We start from the raw sequence: 21049 nt of genomic DNA on the forward strand, positions 1-21049 counted from the left end.
GAAATGGCGTCGTCCCCGGGACGTCGTCGGGTTACGCTGCGCTAACCCGACCTACAGGGCTGTGACTTTCACGCTAACTTTCATGTCGTGGGGGGGGTGCGGCACCCCCGATAATGAAAAGCCGCAAACTGTAGGTCGGGTTAGCCCAAAGGGCGTAACCCGACGGGTCTGGTACCCAACCAAGGCCGAAAATTCAGCGCCGTCCCCGGCACCCCGGCACGTCGGGTTACGCTACGCTAACCCGACCTACAGAAATTCTGCCTTACGGGTGGGCGGCGTGCGGTTCGGTGGTTAACCGGCCGGAGTCGAGCATTTCCAGGACCGCCGCCGCGATCCGTTGATCGGCGCCGCCAGCCCCCAGTTTTTCCCGTACCTGCCCCAGGGATTCGCGGATCCGGTCCAGTTCTTCCGGATGGTCCAGCCAGTTCAGTGCCTCGGCGCAGAGCGCCTCGGGATTGGCGGCACCCTGCAGCCGCTCCGGCACCAGCCGTTTCCCGGCGACGATGTTGACCAGCGCGATGTGCGGAACGCGCACGAGGTACGAGAACAGGGTGTAGCTGAGGGGCGCCATCCGGTAAATCACGATCATCGGCGCCTGCAGGAGTCCAGCCTCGAGGGTTGCGGTGCCGGAACTGATCAGCAGCAGATCGCTGCAGGCCATCACATCCCGGGCTCGGCCGCGGCCGGTGAGGACGGTCAGCGGCAGCCCGTCGCGTGGCGCCACGTCGTCCAGCATCTGCTCGGTCATCCCCGATGCGAGCGGCACGACGAAATGAAGGTCCTGTCGCTGGGCTCGCAGGCAGCGCGCGGTCCCGACCAGTACCGGCCAATGGCGCCGGATCTCCCCGGAGCGGGAGCCAGGAAGGAGGCCAATCAGCCGCTGACCCGGCGCCAGGCCGAGTTCGGCGCGCAGATCGTGATCGCCAGCGGCGACCTGGTCGACCAGCGGGTTGCCCACGTAGCGGACCGGAACTCCGTGTTCCTCGTAGATCGCCCGCTCGAACGGGAACAATACAGCCATCGCGTCGACGCTGCGCTTGATGCGGTGGATGCGCTGCTGACGCCAGGCCCAGATCTGTGGGCTTACGTAGAACAGGACCGGTATGCCCAGGCTGCGCGCGTGGGCGCCGAGCCGGAGATTGAACTCGACGTAGTCGACGAGGACCAGGAGATTCGGCCGGGTCGCTTCCAGATGCCTCTGCATCCGTCGCAACAGCCCCCGGAGACGCGGATACTGGGTGATGACCTCCCACAGGCCCATCACCGCGAGTTCGGACACGTCGATCAGCGTCTCCGTGCCGGCGGCGCGCATCTGCTCGCCGCCCATGCCGGTGAAGGTGATGTCGGGTCGCAGCGCGTGGGCAGCGCGGATCATCCCCGCGGCGAGGTTGTCGCCGGAGGTTTCGCCCGCGCAGACGACGATATGGGCTCCGGGCATGTCAGCGCCCCAACGGGTCAGGATGCGTCATTGGCTGCAGCGTCCGTGTCGTTCGGAGCCAGTGCCGCTCAGCCCAGCGCTGCGCGGATACGTTCCCCGATGAAGTCGATCTGGGCATCCTCGAGCTCCGGAAACACCGGCAGGGACAGGCAGCGGGCGGCCACGGACTCGGCTACGGGTAGGCTCGGGGGCGCCTTTTCGCGACGATCAAAGGCTGCCTGGCGGTGCAGGGGGATCGGATAGTAGACAGCATGCCCGATGTCCGCTTCCTGCAGCGCCTTCATGATCGCCTCGCGATGGTCGGTCAGCACGGTGTACTGGTGGTAGACGTGGACCCCGATACCATCCTCGTACGGGATCTCGACGTCGAGGTCGTCGAGCACCTCGGCGTAGCGTGCTGCCACGCGGCGGCGCGCCTGGTTGAACTCGTCGATGCGCTTGAGCTTGACGCGCAGGATGGCGGCCTGGATCTCGTCGAGCCGGGAGTTGTAGCCGATCTCGTCGTGATGGTAGCGGACCTTGGAGCCGTGGTTGCGCAGTTTCAGCAGGCGCTCCGCGGCTGGGGTGCAGTTGGTGGTGATGAGGCCGCCGTCGCCGTAACACCCCAGGTTCTTGCTCGGGAAGAAGCTGAAGCAGCCGAATGCGGTTGCGCTGCCCGTCTGCACGCCCCCGATGTGTGCACCAAAGGACTGCGCGCAGTCCTCGATCAGCAGCAGCAGATGGTCCTCCGCGAGGCGGGTCAGCGCCGGCATGTCCGCCGGCTGCCCAAACAGGTGGACCGGGAGGATGGCCCGCGTGCGCGGCGTGATCGCCGCGGCAACGGCCTCGGGATCGATGTTGAACGTGCGCGGGTCGATGTCGACGAATACCGGTTCGGCGCCGACGTAGCGGATGGCTTCCGCAGTGGCGATGAAGGTGAACGGGGTGGTGATGATCTCATCGCCCGGACCGAGATCGGCGGCGCGCAGCGCCAGATGCAGCGCGTCGGTCCCGGACGCGCAGGTCACCGCATGGGTCACGCCAAGATACTCCGCGAGTTCAGACTCCAGGGCCTGGACGTTGGGCCCGAGGATGAACCGTGTACTCTCGAGTACCTCGGCAACGGCCGCGTCGATTTCTCCACGCAGATCGTGGTACTGGCGCTGCAGATCGACCATCGGAATCATTCGTCATCTCCCGCGGTGCTGCGGTTTGCCGCCCTGGTCAGCACATTCAGGTTGGCGTAGACCAGGTCCGTGATTTGCGTCGCTGCTTCCAGTGCGCGTTGCCCCGCCCGCCCGCTGACGACCACGGGGTGCTCGCCGCGCACGGCGCCCACGAAGGACTGGATCTCGACGAGCAGGGCGTCCGAGGCGTCGAATGCCCATTCCTCGCTGTCGATCTCGGGCACGCCGGTGCCCGGATCGTCGTCGCCGAGATGATGCACGGCCAGGATGCGGTTCTGGAAATCCACCGACGCATAGCCATGCGGCTGGAAGATTCGCATGCGTCGTTCGGACTTCGTGCTGACCCGACTCGAGGTGACATTGGCGACGCAGCCGTCGGCAAATTCGAGACGGGCGTTGGCGATGTCGATGTCGTGGGTCAGGATGCTGGCGCCCGATGCGCGGACTTCGGTCAGGGGCGAATCCACCAGGTCCAGGATGATGTCGATGTCGTGGATCATCAGGTCCAGCACGACCGAGACATCGGTGGCTCTGGGCTTGAACGGAGCCAGCCGGTGGCATTCGATGAAGCGCGGATTCAGCGGGTTTTCCATGAGCCGCTGCAGTGCCGCATTGAAGCGTTCCAGGTGACCGACCTGCAGCACCACGCCGCGTTCCTCGGCCAGCTGGTTCAGCGCCTCCGCCTCCTCGATGGTCGTGGTGATGGGCTTTTCCAGCAGCACGTGACAGCCGACGTCGAGAAAGTCGCGCGCGATGGCGTAATGGAGCGTGGTTGGCGTAGCGATGCTGACCGCATCGACCTTTCCGAGCAGATTGCGGTGATCCAGCACTGCGTCGCAGCCATGCTGGGAGGCAATCTCCTGCGCCGTTGCGGCGTTGCTGTCGACCACGGCGACCAGCTCGGTATCCGGTAACTGGGCGTACTTGGCTGCGTGCCATTTTCCCAGGTGGCCGACGCCGATGACGGCACAGCGGAGTGGTGGAGTAGACATGACGGTCCCCGTCGGGTTGTGATCTGCTGCTGTGGTAGTGTAGCGCGCCGAACCGCCTGGCATGCGGGTCGGGCGGCTACGCCCCCGGCAGCGCTCGGGCGGCCGTAGTGTACTCAATCCGGGTGGGGTTGGGGCGGTCACGCAGGAGGACGGACGGGAGATGCAGCTGGACAGTGCGAAGGGGATTCCGGCGGGGCTGCTCAGCGCCGGCGTGGACGAGGTTGGTCGCGGGCCACTCGCGGGCCCGGTGGTTGCGGCAGCCGTCATCCTGCCACGAGGGTATGCGCTCGCGGGGCTGACCGATTCCAAGCGGCTGTCTGCGCGCCGGCGCGGGGCGCTGGCGGCCATCCTCCGCGAAGACGCCGAGTGCTGGGCGCTCGGCAGCGCCACTGCTGCGGAAATCGACGAGCTGAATATCCACCATGCCACCCTGCTGGCAATGCGTCGGGCGGTGTTGGCGCTGGCGAAGGCGCCGGAGCATCTGGCGGTTGACGGCCGATTTACCCCAGAGGGTCCCTGGCGTGCCACCGCGGTGGTCGGGGGCGACGCCACCGTGCCCGCGATCAGCGCCGCTTCGATCATCGCCAAGGTGGCCCGCGACGCGTGGCTGGCCGAACTGCACGAACAGTATCCGGCCTATGGCTTCGATTGCCATGCCGGGTACCCCACGCCCGCACATCTCGCGGCCCTGGCGGAATATGGGCCATGTCCGGAGCATCGCCGCAGCTTCGCACCTGTTGCACGCTGCCTGCGCAACTTCGCGACCCCGGAATCAGGGCGATGAACGGATTCGTCCACCTGCGTCTGCATTCCGAATATTCCCTGGTGGATGGCCTGGTGCGCCTGAAGCCCCTGGTGGCGCATGTGACGCAGCAGGGAATGCCGGCCGTTGCAGTGACCGATCACTGCAACCTGTTCGGCCTGGTCAAGTTCTACAAGGCCGCGATCGCGGCCGGCGTGCAGCCGATCGTCGGCGCCGACATTCTGGTGCGTGACACCCGGGCGGATGGTTCCCATGCGCGGCTGACCCTCCTGGCGCAGAACGCGCAGGGATACCGGCACCTGACACGCCTGATCAGCCGAGCCTGGCAGGAGGGGCAGGACAAGGGGGTGCCCCGCATCGACATGGCCTGGCTGACGGGGGCCACGGATGGGCTCATCGCCCTGTCGGGCACGATCGACGGGGTATTCGTGCAGGGCTCGGGGAGCCCGGTCGCGCTGACCGAGGAAGTCCTGGCACCCTGGCTGGCCTTGTTCCCCGATCGCTTCTACCTGGAACTCACCCGGACCGGGCGCCCGGGCGAAGACGCCTGGATCGCCGCCGCCCTGGCGGCGGCGGAGGCCTTCGGTCTTCCGGTGGTCGCCACCAACGACGTCCGCTTCCTTGCCGGGGCCGACTTTGAGGCGCACGAGGCCCGTGTCTGCATCCATGACGGGGTCGTGCTGGCCGATCCGCGCCGCGTCCGCCGCTACAGCGACCAGCAGTACCTGCGCAGCCCAGAGGAGATGGCGACACTCTTCGCGGACATCCCGGAGGCCCTGGCGAACACGGTGGCGATTGCCCGGCGCTGCAGCGTACGCCTGTCGCTGGGGCATTCGGTGCTGCCCGAATTCCCGGTGCCCGGCGGGCGCTCGGTGGAGGATCACCTGCGCCTGACCGCCCACGACGGACTGCGTGCGCGGCTGGAGCGCCACCGTTTCGCGGAGGAGTCCGCCTACACGGCGCGGCTCGAGCGCGAACTGGACGTGATCTGCCAGATGGGTTTCCCCGGGTATTTCCTGATCGTCGCCGACTTCATCCGCTGGGCGCGCGAGAACCGGATTCCGGTGGGGCCGGGGCGCGGTTCCGGAGCGGGATCCCTGGTGGCCTACGCGCTGGGGATAACCGATCTGGATCCATTACGTTACGATCTTCTCTTCGAGCGATTTCTTAACCCGGAACGCGTTTCGATGCCGGATTTCGACATCGACTTCTGCATGGATCGCCGCGACCGCGTGATCGACTACGTCGCCGACCGCTACGGCCGCGACCGGGTCTCCCAGATCATCACCCACGGGACCATGGCGGCCAAGGCGGTCGTCCGCGACTGCGGTCGCGTGCTGGGTCACGGCTACGGCTTCGTCGACCGCATCGCCAAGCTGATCCCGTTCGAACTGGGGATGACCCTGACCCGGGCGCTCGAAGAGAGCGAGGACTTGAAGACACAGTATGACGAGGACGAGGAGGTTCGCGGCATTCTGGAACTGGCACTGAAGCTTGAGGGGCTGACACGCAACGCCGGCAAACACGCGGGCGGGGTGGTGATCGCGCCCTCGGCCCTGACCGACTTCTCGCCGCTGTACTGCGAAGCCGGTGGCGGCTCCCTCGTGACCCACTTCGACAAGGATGACGTCGAGGCGGTGGGTCTGGTGAAGTTCGACTTCCTCGGCCTGCGCACGCTGACCATCATCGACTGGGCGCTGGAGGCCATCCGGCAGTTGCCGGGTGCCGATCCCGTGGATCTGGACAGCATTCCGCTGGATGATCCCGCAGCCTTCAGGCTGCTGCGGGCGCATCAGACCACGGCGGTCTTCCAGCTCGAATCGGGCGGCATGAAGGACCTGATCCGGCGCCTGCAGCCCGACAGCTTCGAGGACATCATCGCGCTGGTTGCGCTGTACCGGCCGGGCCCGCTGCAGTCGGGGATGGTGGACGACTTCATCGACCGCAAGCACGGCCGGGCCCGGGTCGAGTACCCGCACCCGGACCTGGAGCCGATCCTGAAGCCCACCTACGGCGTGATCCTGTACCAGGAACAGGTGATGCAGATCGCGCAGGTGCTGGCGAGCTACACCCTCGGCGGTGCGGATCTGCTCCGCCGCGCGATGGGCAAGAAGAAGCCCGAGGAAATGGCCAAGCAGCGAGAGATCTTCGTACAGGGCGCGCTGGCCCGCGGCGTCGCCGAGCAGACCGCGACCTACATCTTCGACCTGATGGAGAAGTTCGCCGGCTACGGCTTCAACAAGTCGCACTCGGCGGCGTACGCGCTGCTGGCCTACCAGACCGCCTGGCTCAAGGCGCATCATCCGGCCCCGTTCATGGCGGCGGTGCTGTCCGCGGATATGGACAACACCGACAAGGTGGTCGGTCTGATCGAGGAATGCCGCAGCCTGGATCTGCGGGTCGTGCCCCCGGACGTGAACCGCTCGGCCTATCGCTTCGCGGCAGTCGATGCGCAGACCATCGTCTATGGCCTCGGTGCAATCAAGGGGGTTGGGGAGTCCGCCATCGACACCCTGCTGCGCGCGCGTGATGGCGGGTCGGACTTCCACAGCCTGGTGGATCTCTGCCAGCGGGTGGATCTGGGCAAGCTGAACAAACGGGTTCTGGAGACGCTGATCCGTGCCGGGGCGATGGACGGCATCGGCGCCAACCGGGCAACGCTGCTGGCCGCCATGCCGCTCGCGATCGGGGCGGCGGAGCAGGCCGGACGCAATGCCGAACTGGGTGTGGTGGATCTCTTCGGGGAGCCGGCCAGTGCGGTGTTGCCGGAACTCGCGACCCTCCCGGAGATGGAGGACGAGGACCGGCTGCGGGGGGAAAAGGAGACCCTCGGGCTCTACCTGACCGGACACCCGATCGCGCGTTACCGGGAGGAACTGAAGTGCCTGACCGGCACGTCGCTGCAGGGACTTGAAGGCCGCCTCGAGAGTCGTCCGGACCAGAACCAGCGCCGGAGGCGGCCGGAAACGGTACGGATCGCGGGCCTGGTCGTGGGCATCCGGATGCGCAACACGCAGAACGGACGCATGGCCATCGTCACCCTGGACGACCAGACCGGACGCGCCGAGGTCGTGCTGTTCAACGAGGATTATCGCGAGCACCAGGCGCGCCTGGTGCCGGATACGCTGATCGTCGCCGAGGGGAGCGTGACCCTGGACGACTACGCGGGCGGCATCCGCATGCGGGCACAGCGCATCCTCACTCTCGACGAGGCCCGGGGCGAATGGGCGCGCGTGCTCGATCTCAGCCTGGCCGCGCTGCGCTCGGAACAGGTCCGGTCACTGCACCAGGTCATCACCCAATGCCCGTCCGGATCCTGCCGGTTGCGCATGCGCTACCGTCGCGAGGACGCCTGGGTGGAACTGCAATTGCCCGACGATTGGCAGCTGCAGCCGGACGAGCAGCTGCTGCGACGCCTGAGCGATACCCTGGGACCCGAGAGCCGGGTTACACTCGTGTACGGCGGCTCGGCAGCGCCCGGTACCTGAGCGGATGCCCGTCGTATTGGGTACAATCCGGGGTTTGAACGGTCAGAAACGGGACGTTTGATGAATCCGGATTTTCTCGATTTCGAACAGCCGATCGCCGAACTGGAGGCCAAGATCCAGGATCTGCGTTTCGTCAGTGACGATGCCGAGGTCAATATCCAGGAAGAGATCCAGCGCCTCGAGGACAAGTGCCTGGCGCTGACCGAGAACATCTTCAGCAAGCTGAAGCCCTGGCAGGTTTCCCAGCTCTCGCGTCATCCGCGCCGGCCGTACACCCTGGACTACGTCCCGCAACTGTTCACCGAGTTCGTCGAGCTCCGTGGCGACCGCGCCTTCGCCGACGACTCCGCCATCATCGGTGGCCCGGCACGGCTGGACGGGCGCCCGGTGATGGTGATCGGGCACCAGAAGGGACGCCTGACCAAGGAAAAAGTCCAGCGCAACTTCGGCATGCCCCGACCCGAGGGCTATCGCAAGGCCCTGCGCCTGATGGAAATGGCAGAGCGCTTCCGGCTGCCGGTTCTTACCTTCATCGACACGCCTGGCGCCTATCCCGGCGTCGGCGCGGAGGAACGCGGCCAGAGCGAGGCCATCGCCCGCAACCTGCTGGTCATGGCCCGATTGAACACGCCGATCATCGCTACGGTGATCGGCGAGGGTGGCTCGGGCGGCGCGCTTGCCATCGGTGTCGGCGATGCCACCATGATGCTCCAGTACTCGACCTACTCGGTGATCTCCCCGGAGGGTTGCGCCTCGATCCTCTGGAAGAGTGCGGACAAGGCCCCCGAGGCCGCGGAAGCGCTGGGCATCACCTCCGAGCGCCTGCTCGAACTGGGACTGGTGGACAGAGTCATCGACGAGCCGCTCGGCGGCGCCCACCGTGCGCCGGAGATCATGGCGACGCGGATCAAGTCGGCCCTGCTGGAGACACTCGAACAGCTGGACGGGCTGGATCCCGAGCGTCGCCTGGAACGCCGTTACCGGCGGCTGATGGATTATGGCGCCTTCCAGGAAGCCGGGTCCTGATCCGGTCGAGGTCGCACTGACGCGATTCCTGGAGGATCATCCCGATTGCTCGGGCCTGCGGGTGGCATTCAGCGGCGGCCGCGACTCGACGGTGCTGCTGCACGCCCTCGCGCGCCTGAATCCTGCGCGCTCGGTGCTGGTGATTCACGTGCATCACGGACTGCATCCCCAAGCGGATGCCCAAGCTGATCATTGCCGGCGGTTTGCGGCCGGGCTCGGTCTTCGCTTCGAAACGCGAGAGGTCCGTCTCGCTGGCAGACCGGAGGAGGGCGTCGAGGCCGCCGCGCGCCGCCTGCGTTACCAGGCACTGTCGCAGGGGACCGGCCCCGGCGATTGTGTCCTGACCGCACACCACGCGACCGACCAGGCAGAGACCTTCCTGCTCGCGGCCCTGAAGGGCAGCGGACCCGCCGGGCTTGCGGCGATGCCGAGGTTGCGGCGTCTTGGTGCAGGATGGCTGGGTCGGCCGCTTCGGCAGGTCTCGGGCGAGTCGATCGCCGTCTACGCGGAGCAGCACGGACTGGGCTGGGTCGAGGATCCGAGTAACGAGGACACCCGGTTCGACCGGAATTTCGTCCGGCGCGAAGTGCTGCCCGTCCTCGCGTCGCGTTTTCCGGTCGCACGCCGTCTGGGCGCGGCGGCAGACCTTCAGGCCGAGGTGATCGAGGTCCTTGACGGCCTGCTGGATCCGTTGCTCGACACCCTCAGCGGCCCGGTCGCGGACAGCCTCGATCTGGACGCCGTGCTGGCCCAGCCAGCAGCGCGCAGACCCTGGCTTCTGCGCCGGTTCATCTCCCGCTCCGGCGGCAGCCTTCCTCGACGCGGTCCGTTGCTCGAGTTCCTTCGCCAACTGTGCGAAGCGGGCGCGGAGGCCAGCCCTGCCTTGCACTGGGACGGGTTCAGCCTGAGGACCTACCGGGGCGTGCTTTACCTCCTGAGGGCAGCGCGGCCTGGGACGGCGCTGGCATCCGGAGAGGCGATCGACTGGCCGGACGGTGCCTCGACTTTGACCTTGCCGGATGGGCGCCTGCTGACGGCGCAGCAACTTCGGGACGCGGGTGTGGCCCACGGTGGCGGTCTCCAGATCGATTTTCGCCGGGGCGGCGAGACGCTGCGCACGCGCGGCGTCCGGCGCGCCCTGAAAGCCTTGATGCAGGAGCGCGGGATCCCGCCCTGGCGGCGGGCTGAGGTGCCACTGGTCCGGGTGCACGGAGAACTGGTTGCCGTATTGTGGGACGCCTGAGACGGCGGCACCACGGGGCTGTCCACCCGGGCGGCCGGTTGCCGCGATTGAGCGCGGGGGGGCTTTTTGGTAACCTTCCGACGCGTTCCGGCACACTGCCGGTCGTACTTCCACGGGTGCCCACATGACGCGTTTCGTATTCATCACCGGAGGCGTGGTGTCGTCTCTGGGCAAGGGCATTGCATCGGCGTCGCTCGGTGCGATCCTCGAGGCGCGGGGACTGAAGGTGACCCTGCTGAAGCTGGATCCCTACATCAACGTGGATCCGGGCACCATGAGCCCGTTTCAGCACGGCGAGGTCTTCGTGACCGACGACGGTGCCGAGACGGATCTGGATCTCGGGCACTACGAACGATTCGTGCGCATCCGCACCAGCCGCCGCAACAACTTCACCGCCGGCCAGATCTACGAGAACGTGATCCGCAAGGAACGCCGCGGGGACTATCTCGGCGGCACCGTGCAAGTGATCCCGCACATTACCGACGAGATCAAGCGCTCGATCCGCGCCGGCGCGGACGACGCCGACATCGCGCTGGTGGAGATCGGCGGCACGGTCGGTGACATCGAGTCGCTTCCCTTCCTCGAGGCGATCCGGCAAATGGGCGTGGAACTCGGGCGCGACAATGCCCTGTTCATCCATCTGACGCTGGTTCCGTACATTGCCGCTGCGGGGGAGATCAAGACCAAGCCGACCCAGCACTCGGTCAAGGAACTGCGCTCGATCGGCATCCAGCCGGACGTGCTGCTGTGCCGGGCCAACCAGCCCCTGCCGGAGGGGGAGCGGCGCAAGATCGCTTTGTTCACGAACGTCGAGGAAAAGGCGGTGATCTCAGCCGTAGATGTCGATAACATCTACAAGATCCCGCTCTGGCTGCATTCCCAGAAGCTCGATGAGATCGTGCTGCGCAAGCTCCATATCGAGGCGCCGCAGGCCGACCTCTCGGACTGGAAGCATGTGGTCAACGCGATGGAGTTCCCCGAGTCCGATGTCACCGTGGGGATGATCGGGAAGTACGTCGACCTTACCGAGTCCTACAAGTCGATCAACGAGGCCCTGACCCACGCCGGTGTCCACACCGGGACCCGCGTGCGCATCCGTTACATCGATTCGGAGAAGCTGGAGGGAGCTCAGTCGGGCGTCCTGCCCGAGCTGGAGGGCCTGGACGCCATCCTGGTACCGGGTGGCTTTGGCGAGCGCGGTGTCGAGGGCAAGGTGATGGCTGCGCGCCAGGCCCGCGAGCAGGGCATTCCCTATCTGGGCATCTGTCTGGGCATGCAGGTGGCCGTGATCGAGTTCGCGCGTGATGTCGCCGGCCTCGAGGGCGCGCACAGCACCGAGTTCGTACCGGATACCCCGCACCCGGTGATCGCATTGATCACCGAGTGGCAGGACCGCGAGGGTCGGATCGAACGCCGTGACGCGGATAGCGATCTGGGCGGCACCATGCGCCTGGGCGCCCAGACCGCATTGCTGGAAGGCGGGTCGCTGATGGCGCAAGCCTACGGCGACCTGCGTATCCAGGAGCGCCACCGGCACCGCTATGAATTCAACAATGCCTATGCCGATCGCCTGCAGGAGGCGGGTCTGGTGCTTTCCGGTCGCTCGGAGGACGGCAGCCTGGTGGAGGCCGTCGAGCTGCGTGACCACCCCTGGTTCGTCGGCTGCCAGTTCCACCCCGAGTTCACTTCCACACCGCGGGGTGGCCACCCACTGTTCACCGGCTTCGTCAGCGCCGCAAGGCGTTTCCGCGAAACCAAGGCGGCACTCGCCAAGCCGCCCACCGCGTGAGGGCGCCCATGGAACTCTGTGACTTCGAAGTCGGCCTGGATCAACCGTTCTTCCTGATCTCCGGGCCCTGCGTGATCGAGTCCGAGCAACTGGCGCTGGAGACGGCGGGAACGCTGCAGGCGATGGCGCGGGAGTTGGGCATCCCTTTCATCTATAAATCCTCCTTCGACAAGGCGAACCGCTCTTCCACCCAGAGCTTTCGCGGACTCGGGATTGAAAAGGGTCTGCAAATTCTTGAAAAGGTGAAGAAGGAGCTTGGCGTTCCCGTGCTGACGGACGTGCACGAGGACACACCGCTGGGCGAGGTTGCCAGCGTGGTCGATGTGCTGCAGACCCCCGCCTTCCTCTGCCGGCAGACCAACTTCATTCAGAACGTCGCGCGCCAGGGGCTGCCGGTGAACATCAAGAAGGGGCAGTTCCTCGCGCCCTGGGACATGGACAACGTGGTGGCCAAGGCCCGCGAAGTCGGGAACGACCGGATCATGGTCTGCGAGCGGGGTGTGTCGTTCGGGTACAACACGCTCGTCTCGGACATGCGCGGCCTCGCGGTGATGCGGCGCACCGGTTGCCCGGTGGTGTTCGACGCCACCCACTCGGTGCAGCAGCCCGGCGGGCGTGGCACGGCTTCGGGTGGCCAGCGCGAATTCGTGCCCGTGCTGGCGCGGGCGGCGATCGCAGCCGGTGTTTCCGGTCTCTTCATGGAGACCCACCCCGATCCCGAGCAGGCCCTCTCGGACGGCCCGAATGCGTGGCCGATGCCGATGATGCGCGAACTCCTCGAGACCCTGGTGCTGCTGGACCGGGCGGTGAAGGCAAGGCCCTTCGCGGAGACCGCTTTCGGGCTGGGCTGAAGATCCAGGGATTCTGATTTCATCCCGGTGGGTTGCCCCTCGGGATCATGCCCTTTAAGGAGAAAATGATGTCGAAGATTGCCGAGATACGTGCCCGCGAGATTGTCGATTCCCGGGGTAACCCGACCGTCGAGGCCGACGTGGTCCTCGACTCCGGCAACCGGGGACGCGCGGCGGTGCCTTCCGGCGCCTCGACCGGTGTCCGCGAGGCGATCGAACTGCGTGACGGAGAGGCCCGTTACGGTGGCAAGGGCGTTCGGCGCGCGGTCGGACACGTGAACGGTGAGATCGCCGATGCCCTGCGGGGCGCGGAGGCCGATCAGCAGGCCGTGGACCGTCGCATGATCGAGCTCGACGGGACCCCTACGAAGGAGCGCCTTGGCGCCAACGCGGTGCTGGCGGTGTCACTGGCCCTGGCCCACGCGCGGGCGGCCGATGCAGGGCTCCTGTTGTTCCGCAGCCTGGGCGGGCCGGAGGCAAATATCCTCCCGGTGCCGATGATGAACATCATCAACGGCGGCGCGCATGCGAACAACAGTGTGGATATGCAGGAGTTCATGATCGTTCCGGTCGGCGCGGGTAGTCTGACCGAGGCCGTCCGCTACGGTGCCGAGGTCTTTCACGCGCTGAAGAAGATCCTCGACGGGCGTGGGCTGGGGACAGCGGTGGGTGATGAGGGTGGGTTCGCCCCGGACCTGCCGTCGAACGCCGCGGCGGTGGAGGTGATCCTCGAAGCCATTCAGCAGGCGGGCTTCAAGGCCGGTGAGGACATCTGGATCGGACTCGATTGCGCGAGTTCGGAGTTCTACCGGGACGGGCGCTACCATCTGGCCTCGGAGGGACGCGACTTCTCCGCCGAGGAATTCACCGACTACCTCAGCCGCTGGGTCGACCAGTATCCGATCCTGACCATCGAGGACGGTATGGCCGAAGACGACTGGGACGGCTGGAAGGTGATGACGGAGCGGTTGGGCGGGCGCGTCCAGTTGGTGGGCGACGATCTCTTCGTCACCAACACCGAGATCCTCAAGGAAGGCATCGACCGGGGCGTGGCCAATTCGATCCTGATCAAGGTGAACCAGATCGGCACCCTGACCGAGACCATGGAAGCGATCGCCATGGCCAAGGCCGCGAACTACACCGCAGTGATCTCGCATCGTTCCGGTGAGACCGAGGACGTGACGATCGCCGACCTCGCCGTCGCGACGGGCGTCGGGCAGATCAAGACGGGCTCGCTGTCCCGCTCCGATCGGGTCGCCAAGTACAACCAGCTGATGCGGATCGAAGAGATGCTCGGCAGCGCGGCTCGCTATCCCGGGCTGAAGGCCTTCCCGGTGGCGGGTGCATGATCGTCGTGCAGGCGTGGCTTGGGCATGGCCTGGGGCAGCGACGCGGGTGATGGCTCGCCGGGGCCTGCGTGTCCGGAATCCGGGAGAAGGGCGATCCTGAATCCGCAGCTTTCAGCCGTCCGGAGTCCCGCGCGCGGGCGCCCCGGTCTGTTTGAACGCATTCGTGCCGGCGCGGATCGGCGCTGATGCGCTGGCTCACCGTCATTCTCCTGGCTGCCCTGCTGGGCCTGCAGTGGTCGTTGTGGTTTGGGGAGGGGAGTTGGCGGTACGTGCAGGAGTTGCGCGAGGTGCAGCGTCTCCAGGAGATCGAGAACGAGACGCTCCTGATCCGAAACCGAGCCCTGGAGGCGGAGGTCGAGGATCTGCGCAGCGGGTCCGAGGCGGTCGAGGAACGTGCGCGGCGCGACATGGGCATGATCCGCGAGGATGAGGTGTTTTTTCTCCCGGTGGATCCTCCAGGCGGGATGGGCCCCGGAGCCGGGCGCGACCGTGACTGAGCCCCGGGCACCATCGTTCTGGGCCTTGATCCCGGCGGCAGGCGCGGGGCGACGCATGGGTGCCGGTCGTCCGAAGCAGTTCCTGACGTTGGGGTCACGCAGCGTGCTGGGGCACACGCTCGGCATCTTCCTGGAGCACCCGGGCATCCGCGGCGTGGTGCTGGTGTTGGGGCGCGATGTCGATCCCGATGCGGTTGATCTTCCCGCGAGCGGTGGAAGGCTTTTTCGGGTCGCAGGCGGGGAGGAACGTGCGGACTCGGTGCGCAATGGCCTGGATTTCCTTGCACAACAGGCTGCACCGGACGACTGGGTGCTGGTTCACGATGCGGCACGGCCCTGTCTTCCGAACGAGGATCTGGAGCGCCTGATGCATGCGCTGCGGGACGATCCTGTCGGGGGGCTGCTCGCGGCACCGAGCACCGACACCATGAAGCTTGCCGACAGTGCGGGGCGGGTGGAGCGGACCCTGGATCGGGCACGCGTCTGGAGGGCGTTGACGCCACAGATGTTTCGTATTCAGGCGCTGCGCGATGCGCTTGAGGCGGCGGCCAGCGCCGGTGTGGCGATCACGGACGAGGCGAGTGCGATGGAGTTCCAGGGTCACCGACCGCGCCTGGTGGAGGGAAGTCCATTGAACATCAAGATCACCCGTCCGGAAGACCTGGAGACGGCACAGCTGTATCTTCTGAAACAGAATCGATTGAGGAGTCCAACATGAAACGAATCCGTGTGATCGATGCCGGCTTCGTCACGCCACTGGAGTCGATGGCGATCTTCCATGCCGTGGCCGAGGCCATGGAGCCGGACGATGACCCCGTGGTGACCCTGGTCAATCCGACGCAGCCATTCGTCTCCGTCGGCCTCCATCAGGATATCGACCTGGAGGTCGATACGGCGTATTGCGAGCTTCATGGGCTGCCGGTGATCCGGCGCGATGTCGGGGGCGGCGCGGTTTATCTGAACCGCGACCAGATGTTCTTTCACTTCGTGTACCCCTACACGAAGGCACCGGCCCGGGTGGAGGCGATCTACTCACATTTCATGGCCCCGGTGCTCGCGACCTATCAGGCCCTGGGGGTTCCGGCGGTCTTCCGGCCGGTGAACGACATCCACGTGAACGGGCGCAAGATCGGCGGTACCGGCTCGGCCCGGATCAACAATGCCACGGTGATGGTCGGCAGTTTCATGTTCGACTTCGATATGGACACCATGGCGAAATGCCTGAAGGTCAGCTCGGAGAAGTTCCGGGACAAGCTGCGGCAGGGAATGCAGGACTACATGACCACCCTGACGCGGGAACTGGGACAGCCTCCGGATCGTGGGCTAGTAAAAGATTTATTTATGAATGCGATCGAGGAACATCTTGGCGTCAAGCCTGAGGAATCGGAGCTGACCGAAGCGGAGAGGGAGCAACTGGTCGAGGTGCGAGCACTGCTGCAGGATCCGGAATGGGTTCATCAGAAGGGGCGGCGTCTGGTCACTACGGGGGTGAAAATCTCCGCTGGGACGTACCTGGTCGAGGGCGTGCACAAGGCCAAGGGAGGACTGATTCGCGCACGCATGCTGACCCGTGACAACGTGCTCGAAGATGTGGAGTTCTCCGGCGATTTCACGGTCTTTCCCTCGGACGGGATCGAGCGTCTGGCCGAACGGCTGCGCGGTGCCACGCTCCCGGTCAGCGCCGAGGGTGACGCGGCGAAGCTGCAGGGCCGCATCGCGGACGAGATGAGCGCGCTGGGTCTGGACATCCCGGGCGTGGGGGCCGAGGATTTTCTCGCGGCCTTCATGCATGGGCTGCACCGTGAGTAATCCCACCGTGCAGGCCCTGTCGAGGGGGGCCTCCGAATGAGGATCTATTGCGAGCGGGACACGCTGGGCTGGTTCGCCGAGCCTCTGAATACCGTTTCCGGTCTCGCCTTCTTCATTTCGGCATGGCAGGCCTGGCGGCAACTCGAGCGCGCACGCCTGCGCGAGCAATGGGATCTGCACCTGCTTGCATGGCTCATCGGGCTGATAGGCCTGGCCAGCGTGCTCTGGCACGCGAGCGGCATTGGCTGGTTGCACTGGTTCGATGCGGCGGCGGTCGCGGCGTTCGTGCTGGTTTACTGGCAAGTTTTCCTGGTGCGGGTGTCGCAGCTGCGGTGGCCGGGGCTGTTGGTCGGATGGCTGGTGACCGGAGCCGGTGTGGCGCTGTTCTACCTGCTCCTTCCACAGATATTCCTCGGCAGCACCCTGGCCTATACGCCGTTGCTGGCCCTCCTGCTGGCAGGGATCGTACTGTCGGCGAGGATCGACCGGCGGCTGGCGCGCGATCTGTTGCTGGCCAGCGGACTGTTCGTGCTTGCGATGGTGGTCCGTGCAGCAGACCTGCTGCTCTGCGAATGGGTCATCGTCGGGACGCATTGGCTTTGGCATCTTCTGACCGCCGGCCTGCTGTTCGTGCTGGTGGACGGAATGATCCGCCATGTCCGGTTGCGCGAGACCCGGGTCGGGAACGATGTCGCCTGATCTGCGCGTGGGCCAGGGTTTCGACGTGCATGCGTTCGGCCCCGGGGATCACCTGACTCTCGGCGGGGTGAGAATCCCGCACGACCGGGGCTTCGTCGCCCATTCGGATGGCGACGTGCTGCTGCACGCCCTCTGCGATGCGCTGCTGGGGGCGGCCGCGCTGGGCGACATCGGTCGGCACTTTCCGGATACCGACCCGCGCTATCGGGGCGCGGACAGCAGGATGCTGTTGTCCGAGGTCGTCGCCCGCGTGCGTGCCGCGGGTTGGAGCCCAGTGAATGTCGACAGCGTGATCATCGCCCAGGCCCCGAAGATGGCCGCGCACGTTGAAGCCATGCGCGGCCACATCGCCGCGGACTGCGGCCTGCCGTTGAGCGCCGTGAACGTAAAGGCCACCACCACCGAGCGTCTGGGCTTCACCGGCCGCGGCGAGGGTATCGCCGCCGAAGCCATCGTTCTGCTGGCTGCGATCGGGCCTGCCGAGGAATGAATCGGCCACGGGACGCCGGCACCGGCACGCCGCCCGTAGGCGAGCCCTCGCCGATCTGCCGGTTTGCGCATGAATCAATCGGCCGGGGACTGGCCCCCGGCACGGGCACGACGTTCGGTTCACGCCTGCGATCATCCCCAGAATCCCTGTAACCGCCATTGCCCGCTGCGCAGGTCGCGGAAGACCCAGCAAAGCCTTCCCTGATGGTCCCGTGCGAGCGCGTAGTCGCGGCGTTGGTCATTGCCGCCGGCCCACCATCCGCCCTCCATTCGGCCCAGCGATGCCTGGGAGCCGGGAGGCGGGAAGGGCTGCAGGGGTTGCAGCCATAGCGCTGCCCCGGCTGCGCGCTGGGCCGGCGTCGTGCTGGATGGCGCTGCCGGTGGAGGGGCCTCCGAGGTCCACGCTTCCTGGGCCTGCTCGGGCAGCGGATGGAGGGTCGGCACGAACCTCAGCACTGCTTCGTCACCGAGCCGGGCGCGCAGCCGGGTCAGGAATCCGGTCTCGTCCCGGGCGCCGCCCGGGCTGCCGAACAGGCCGGGTATGTCCCCCGCGACCGGAAGCAGCCGCGCTGCGTGCAACCGCATGCCGCGCACCGGCGCCGGCAGCGACACCCGGGACAGGCGAATGCTCCACAGTTCCAGCCATTCCTCCGCGCGGCTGCCGGGATGACTGCGTTCCAGGGTCAGCCGTGTCTCCGTTTCCCGGTGCAACAACTGCAGTTCCAGGCCCTGCACGCCGCGATGCCGGGCGCGCAGGACCTGTTCCAGTTGCAGCAGGAGTCGCTTCAACGGGAAGCGCAGTGCCCCGGTGGAACTGACCTCCTGGTCGAATTCCAGTTGGAAGGATGGGTTATCCGGCGGGTGGAAGCGCGGCATGGCCTCCGGGACATCACCGAGCAGATGATCGAGGAGTCTCGGCAGCCGGGTTCCGTAACGCAGCGCCAGATCGCCGCGCGGGAGGCGCAGCAGTTCACCGATCCGGGTCAGGCCGATGCCGCGCAGTGCGGCGATGTCGGCAGCGGGTAGCGGGAGCGCCGCCAGGGGCAGCGGGGTCAGTACCCGGCGCAGTCCGTCACGGTCCCTGGGTCGTTCCGGATGACCCAAGCCAGCCAGCAGCCGGGCCATGGCCGGAGTCCGTGCGCCCCCGATGCGGGGGCTGTAGCCCAGTTGGCGCAGGGTGCCCCCGACCCGCTGTTCCAGCGCCTCCAGCCCGCGGAACAGGCGCAGGCTGCGGCCGGTCTCGAGCAGGATGCGCTGCTGCCCGGGCTCGGGACAGACATGATCGCTGAACTGCAGCAGTACCGTGGACAGCATCCGCAGGTGTTGCTGCACGGTCTCCGGTTCGTAATCGACCACGACCGGGGCGTTCAGGACGGCCAGGGCTTCGGCGAGCGCCATGCCGGGACAGACCCCGGCCCGCCGGGCCGCGCGGTTGCCGTCGTGCACCCGTGGCCGCGCCGCGTCCTCGACGATGATCAGTGGCCCTGGCTGCGCGGAGCCGGTCTGCACCAGGGTATCCAGCGCCAGATGCGGGAGCCATACCGCCATCCACAGAGGCTGGCTGGATACCGGTTTCGGGCCGGGCTCTGGAGCCGACGCAGGGATGGGCGCCAGGCGCGATTTCGGGCGGAGTTCCGGACCCGCCGTGGCAGGCACCGGTGGGAGCAGGGTCAGCTGTGCGCCGCCTGCCTCCGTCCGGAGGGTGTCGCGGGACGCGCCTGCCACGATTTCCCTTTCACCCTGAGTCTGTTCAGGGGCGGCAGGATAGCCACTGGAAGACGAGCGGGATCCGGGGTGCGGCGGATTGCCGCCGCTTTCGCCCGTGGTCATGGTTCGCACCGGTGGTTCAGCAGGTTCCGGGGAATCATCACGGGCTGGTTTCGCGGCAGCCATCCACCGGTCTGCTTGATGACTTCCAGGCGCAGGTGGTCTCCGTCGCCTTGCCAGCGGATGCGCAGGTGGGCCGGTGAGGGCTGCTGCGCCGCCGCTGGTGGGCGATAGAGGAAGGCACAGGCATCACCGGCGCTGGCCGCCAGACGCAGGCGCCGCAACGGGGCACCATCGGTGCCGCGCAACCAGGCGAGCAGGGCACCGGTATCGGGCTGGCGCAGGATCTGTTCGCAGCTCCAGACGGCATCCTCCTCGGTTGCCGTCCGGATCATCAGCACGAGTTCCGGGTCCACACCCAGTTGTCGCCAGCCGGGAATCCATGGCGTGGCCGGCGGGCCGACCAGTACCACCCGACGCTGATCCCGGGTACATGCGGCCAGCATGGGCAGCAATATGCGGGTCTCCCCGCTTCCGAACGGGCCTCCGATCAGTTCGGTCAGCTGTCCCCGCGGCCAGCCGCCCTGCAGGGCCTGGTCCAGTTGTGCATGACCGCTGGGCCGGGCAGGGACCGTTGGCGATCCGGCTTCGCGGCCGCGCCAGATCCCGGGATGGGTGAGCAGTTCCTCCAGCCCTGGCATGACTCAGGCCCCGCGCCTGCCGCAGAACCGCATCCATGCATTCGGCGTGAACGAGCCGGAGGAGGGGCGGGGGCGGCAGGAGGGTCTTGCCTCCGGCGATGAGAAGATCCGCATGACATCCCGTCCGTCGTCACTCTTCCAGCGCCCGTACCACGCCGACGCCGATTCCCTCGATGACGAGTTCCCGGTGGCCCGGGTCGATCTCGATCGGTGCGTAATCGGGATTGGCAGGCAGCAGGCGCACGCGGTCTCCGCTGCGCTGGAAGTACTTCACCGTGACCTCGTCCTCGATGCGGGCGACCACGATCTGGCCGTTGCGGGCCTCCGGGCTCTGCCGTACCGCGAGCAGATCGCCGTCGAGGATGCCGGCATCGCGCATGCTGTCGCCCCGGACCCGCAGCAGGTAGTCCGGGAGCGGGTGGAACAGCCGCGGGTCGATCCGGTAGTGCTCTTCGACATGCTCGGTGGCGAGGATCGGTGCCCCGGCGGCGACCCGGCCGACCAGGGGAACCTCCTCGGATGGTCCGGCGCCGGGGGGTAGCCGGATTCCGCGCGCGCTGCCGCTGATCAGATCGATCGCGCCCTTGCGCGCCAGGGCGCGCAGATGGCATTCGGCCGCGTAGGGCGAGCGGAAACCGAAGGCCCGGCAGATCTCCTCCCGGGTCGGAGCCGATCCCTGTTCCTCGACCTGCCCGCGGATGAAGGCGAGGATCTCCTGCTGACGCACGGTGAGTTTCATGGGTGGAGCCACCTTGGCGAACATACTGATTATGTATACAGTATATCCGCGGCCACCCCGATGCAAGGTGGTTGCCCGGCGTCCATCCCGCCCCGTACCCGCTACTCGGCACCCGTCGGGTTACGCTGCGCCAACCCGACCTACGGGGCTGCATGGGTGACGGGTTACGGAGAGCGTAGGTCGGGTTAGCGCAGCGTAACCCGACATTTGCAGCCACCTCAGCGAATCAGCCGCCGATGGATC

Annotated in this window: 17 protein-coding genes and 1 pseudogene; 12 read left to right on the forward strand and 6 right to left on the reverse strand. The window is 66.8% G+C overall.

Features of this window, described 5'->3' with window-relative positions:
* Positions 1 to 262: 262 nt before the first annotated feature.
* The 3 genes from lpxB to EA346_RS07240 form a co-directional block, all read right to left on the reverse strand.
* Positions 263 to 1438: a lipid-A-disaccharide synthase gene (gene lpxB / locus EA346_RS07230; RefSeq protein ID WP_296757094.1), complete on the reverse strand. Its 1176-nt coding sequence runs from the start codon at positions 1436 to 1438 to the stop codon at positions 263 to 265.
* Between the two features lie 68 nt (positions 1439 to 1506).
* Complete coding sequence (locus tag EA346_RS07235; RefSeq protein WP_296757096.1) at positions 1507 to 2604, reverse strand: DegT/DnrJ/EryC1/StrS family aminotransferase; 1098 nt, start codon at positions 2602 to 2604, stop codon at positions 1507 to 1509.
* The gene (locus EA346_RS07240) at positions 2601 to 3596 is read right to left on the reverse strand and encodes a Gfo/Idh/MocA family oxidoreductase (RefSeq protein WP_296757098.1); all 996 of its coding nucleotides are present in this window, start codon (positions 3594 to 3596) and stop codon (positions 2601 to 2603) included. The genes EA346_RS07235 and EA346_RS07240 overlap by 4 nt, the downstream gene beginning before the upstream one ends.
* 160 nt (positions 3597 to 3756) lie before the next feature.
* On the opposite strand from EA346_RS07240, the gene rnhB reads away from it, so the two are divergent.
* The 12 genes and pseudogenes from rnhB to ispF all read left to right on the forward strand — a co-directional run bounded on the left by rnhB (position 3757) and on the right by ispF (position 17600).
* Positions 3757 to 4380 carry a ribonuclease HII gene (gene rnhB, locus EA346_RS07245; protein ID WP_296757100.1) on the forward strand — a complete coding sequence of 208 codons (624 nt, stop codon included), beginning with the start codon at positions 3757 to 3759 and terminating at the stop codon, positions 4378 to 4380.
* The gene (gene dnaE / locus EA346_RS07250; RefSeq protein WP_296757102.1) at positions 4377 to 7847 is read left to right on the forward strand and encodes a DNA polymerase III subunit alpha; all 3471 of its coding nucleotides are present in this window, start codon (positions 4377 to 4379) and stop codon (positions 7845 to 7847) included. Before rnhB ends, dnaE begins: the two co-directional genes overlap by 4 nt.
* Positions 7848 to 7907: 60 nt before the next feature.
* Positions 7908 to 8873: an acetyl-CoA carboxylase carboxyltransferase subunit alpha gene (locus tag EA346_RS07255; protein ID WP_296757103.1), complete on the forward strand. Its 966-nt coding sequence runs from the start codon at positions 7908 to 7910 to the stop codon at positions 8871 to 8873.
* On the forward strand, positions 8845 to 10116 hold the full coding sequence (gene tilS / locus EA346_RS07260) for a tRNA lysidine(34) synthetase TilS (protein WP_296757106.1): 1272 nt from the start codon (positions 8845 to 8847) through the stop codon (positions 10114 to 10116). The genes EA346_RS07255 and tilS overlap by 29 nt, the downstream gene beginning before the upstream one ends.
* A gap of 124 nt (positions 10117 to 10240) precedes the next feature.
* Positions 10241 to 11905, forward strand: coding sequence for a CTP synthase (locus tag EA346_RS07265; RefSeq protein WP_296757108.1), 1665 nt, complete (start codon positions 10241 to 10243; stop codon positions 11903 to 11905).
* Between the two features lie 8 nt (positions 11906 to 11913).
* Complete coding sequence (kdsA, locus tag EA346_RS07270) at positions 11914 to 12756, forward strand: 3-deoxy-8-phosphooctulonate synthase (protein WP_296757110.1); 843 nt, start codon at positions 11914 to 11916, stop codon at positions 12754 to 12756.
* A gap of 68 nt (positions 12757 to 12824) precedes the next feature.
* Entirely contained in the window at positions 12825 to 14105 is a 1281-nt protein-coding gene (eno, locus tag EA346_RS07275; RefSeq protein ID WP_296757112.1) for a phosphopyruvate hydratase, read from the forward strand.
* Positions 14106 to 14290: 185 nt separating this feature from the next.
* A pseudogene (locus EA346_RS07280) lies at positions 14291 to 14545 on the forward strand (septum formation initiator family protein); the annotation flags it as partial.
* A 49-nt stretch (positions 14546 to 14594) separates the two neighbouring features.
* Positions 14595 to 15320 (forward strand): 2-C-methyl-D-erythritol 4-phosphate cytidylyltransferase, encoded by a 726-nt coding sequence (gene ispD, locus EA346_RS07285; protein ID WP_296757114.1) that lies wholly within the window; start codon positions 14595 to 14597, stop codon positions 15318 to 15320.
* On the forward strand, positions 15317 to 16411 hold the full coding sequence (locus EA346_RS07290) for a lipoate--protein ligase family protein (RefSeq protein ID WP_296757116.1): 1095 nt from the start codon (positions 15317 to 15319) through the stop codon (positions 16409 to 16411). The genes ispD and EA346_RS07290 overlap by 4 nt, the downstream gene beginning before the upstream one ends.
* 36 nt (positions 16412 to 16447) lie before the next feature.
* On the forward strand, positions 16448 to 17110 hold the full coding sequence (locus EA346_RS07295) for a ceramidase domain-containing protein (protein WP_296757118.1): 663 nt from the start codon (positions 16448 to 16450) through the stop codon (positions 17108 to 17110).
* Positions 17100 to 17600, forward strand: coding sequence for a 2-C-methyl-D-erythritol 2,4-cyclodiphosphate synthase (ispF, locus tag EA346_RS07300; RefSeq protein ID WP_296757119.1), 501 nt, complete (start codon positions 17100 to 17102; stop codon positions 17598 to 17600). Before EA346_RS07295 ends, ispF begins: the two co-directional genes overlap by 11 nt.
* Positions 17601 to 17731: 131 nt before the next feature.
* Here ispF and EA346_RS07305 read toward each other — a convergent pair whose 3' ends face one another.
* From EA346_RS07305 to lexA, 3 genes are all read right to left on the reverse strand, one after another.
* A complete protein-coding gene (locus EA346_RS07305; RefSeq protein ID WP_296757125.1) occupies positions 17732 to 19147 on the reverse strand; it encodes a DNA polymerase Y family protein in 1416 nt (471 codons plus the stop codon).
* A gap of 278 nt (positions 19148 to 19425) precedes the next feature.
* Complete coding sequence (imuA, locus tag EA346_RS07310) at positions 19426 to 20067, reverse strand: translesion DNA synthesis-associated protein ImuA (RefSeq protein WP_296757121.1); 642 nt, start codon at positions 20065 to 20067, stop codon at positions 19426 to 19428.
* 130 nt (positions 20068 to 20197) lie between these two features.
* Positions 20198 to 20806 carry a transcriptional repressor LexA gene (gene lexA, locus EA346_RS07315; RefSeq protein ID WP_296757123.1) on the reverse strand — a complete coding sequence of 203 codons (609 nt, stop codon included), beginning with the start codon at positions 20804 to 20806 and terminating at the stop codon, positions 20198 to 20200.
* Positions 20807 to 21049: the final 243 nt, after the last annotated feature.

The organism is Thioalkalivibrio sp. (assembly GCF_007692535.1).
Lineage (GTDB): Bacteria > Pseudomonadota > Gammaproteobacteria > Ectothiorhodospirales > Ectothiorhodospiraceae > Thioalkalivibrio.

Coding starts and splice junctions, on each gene's coding strand:
- lpxB (WP_296757094.1), bottom strand. CDS start 1,438: ATGCCCGGAGCCCATATCGTCGTCTGCGCGGGCGAAACCTCCGGCGAC.
- EA346_RS07235 (WP_296757096.1), bottom strand. CDS start 2,604: ATGATTCCGATGGTCGATCTGCAGCGCCAGTACCACGATCTGCGTGGA.
- EA346_RS07240 (WP_296757098.1), bottom strand. CDS start 3,596: ATGTCTACTCCACCACTCCGCTGTGCCGTCATCGGCGTCGGCCACCTG.
- rnhB (WP_296757100.1), top strand. CDS start 3,757: ATGCAGCTGGACAGTGCGAAGGGGATTCCGGCGGGGCTGCTCAGCGCC.
- dnaE (WP_296757102.1), top strand. CDS start 4,377: ATGAACGGATTCGTCCACCTGCGTCTGCATTCCGAATATTCCCTGGTG.
- EA346_RS07255 (WP_296757103.1), top strand. CDS start 7,908: ATGAATCCGGATTTTCTCGATTTCGAACAGCCGATCGCCGAACTGGAG.
- tilS (WP_296757106.1), top strand. CDS start 8,845: ATGGCGCCTTCCAGGAAGCCGGGTCCTGATCCGGTCGAGGTCGCACTG.
- EA346_RS07265 (WP_296757108.1), top strand. CDS start 10,241: ATGACGCGTTTCGTATTCATCACCGGAGGCGTGGTGTCGTCTCTGGGC.
- kdsA (WP_296757110.1), top strand. CDS start 11,914: ATGGAACTCTGTGACTTCGAAGTCGGCCTGGATCAACCGTTCTTCCTG.
- eno (WP_296757112.1), top strand. CDS start 12,825: ATGTCGAAGATTGCCGAGATACGTGCCCGCGAGATTGTCGATTCCCGG.
- EA346_RS07290 (WP_296757116.1), top strand. CDS start 15,317: ATGAAACGAATCCGTGTGATCGATGCCGGCTTCGTCACGCCACTGGAG.
- EA346_RS07295 (WP_296757118.1), top strand. CDS start 16,448: ATGAGGATCTATTGCGAGCGGGACACGCTGGGCTGGTTCGCCGAGCCT.
- ispF (WP_296757119.1), top strand. CDS start 17,100: ATGTCGCCTGATCTGCGCGTGGGCCAGGGTTTCGACGTGCATGCGTTC.
- EA346_RS07305 (WP_296757125.1), bottom strand. CDS start 19,147: ATGGCGGTATGGCTCCCGCATCTGGCGCTGGATACCCTGGTGCAGACC.
- imuA (WP_296757121.1), bottom strand. CDS start 20,067: ATGCCAGGGCTGGAGGAACTGCTCACCCATCCCGGGATCTGGCGCGGC.
- lexA (WP_296757123.1), bottom strand. CDS start 20,806: ATGAAACTCACCGTGCGTCAGCAGGAGATCCTCGCCTTCATCCGCGGG.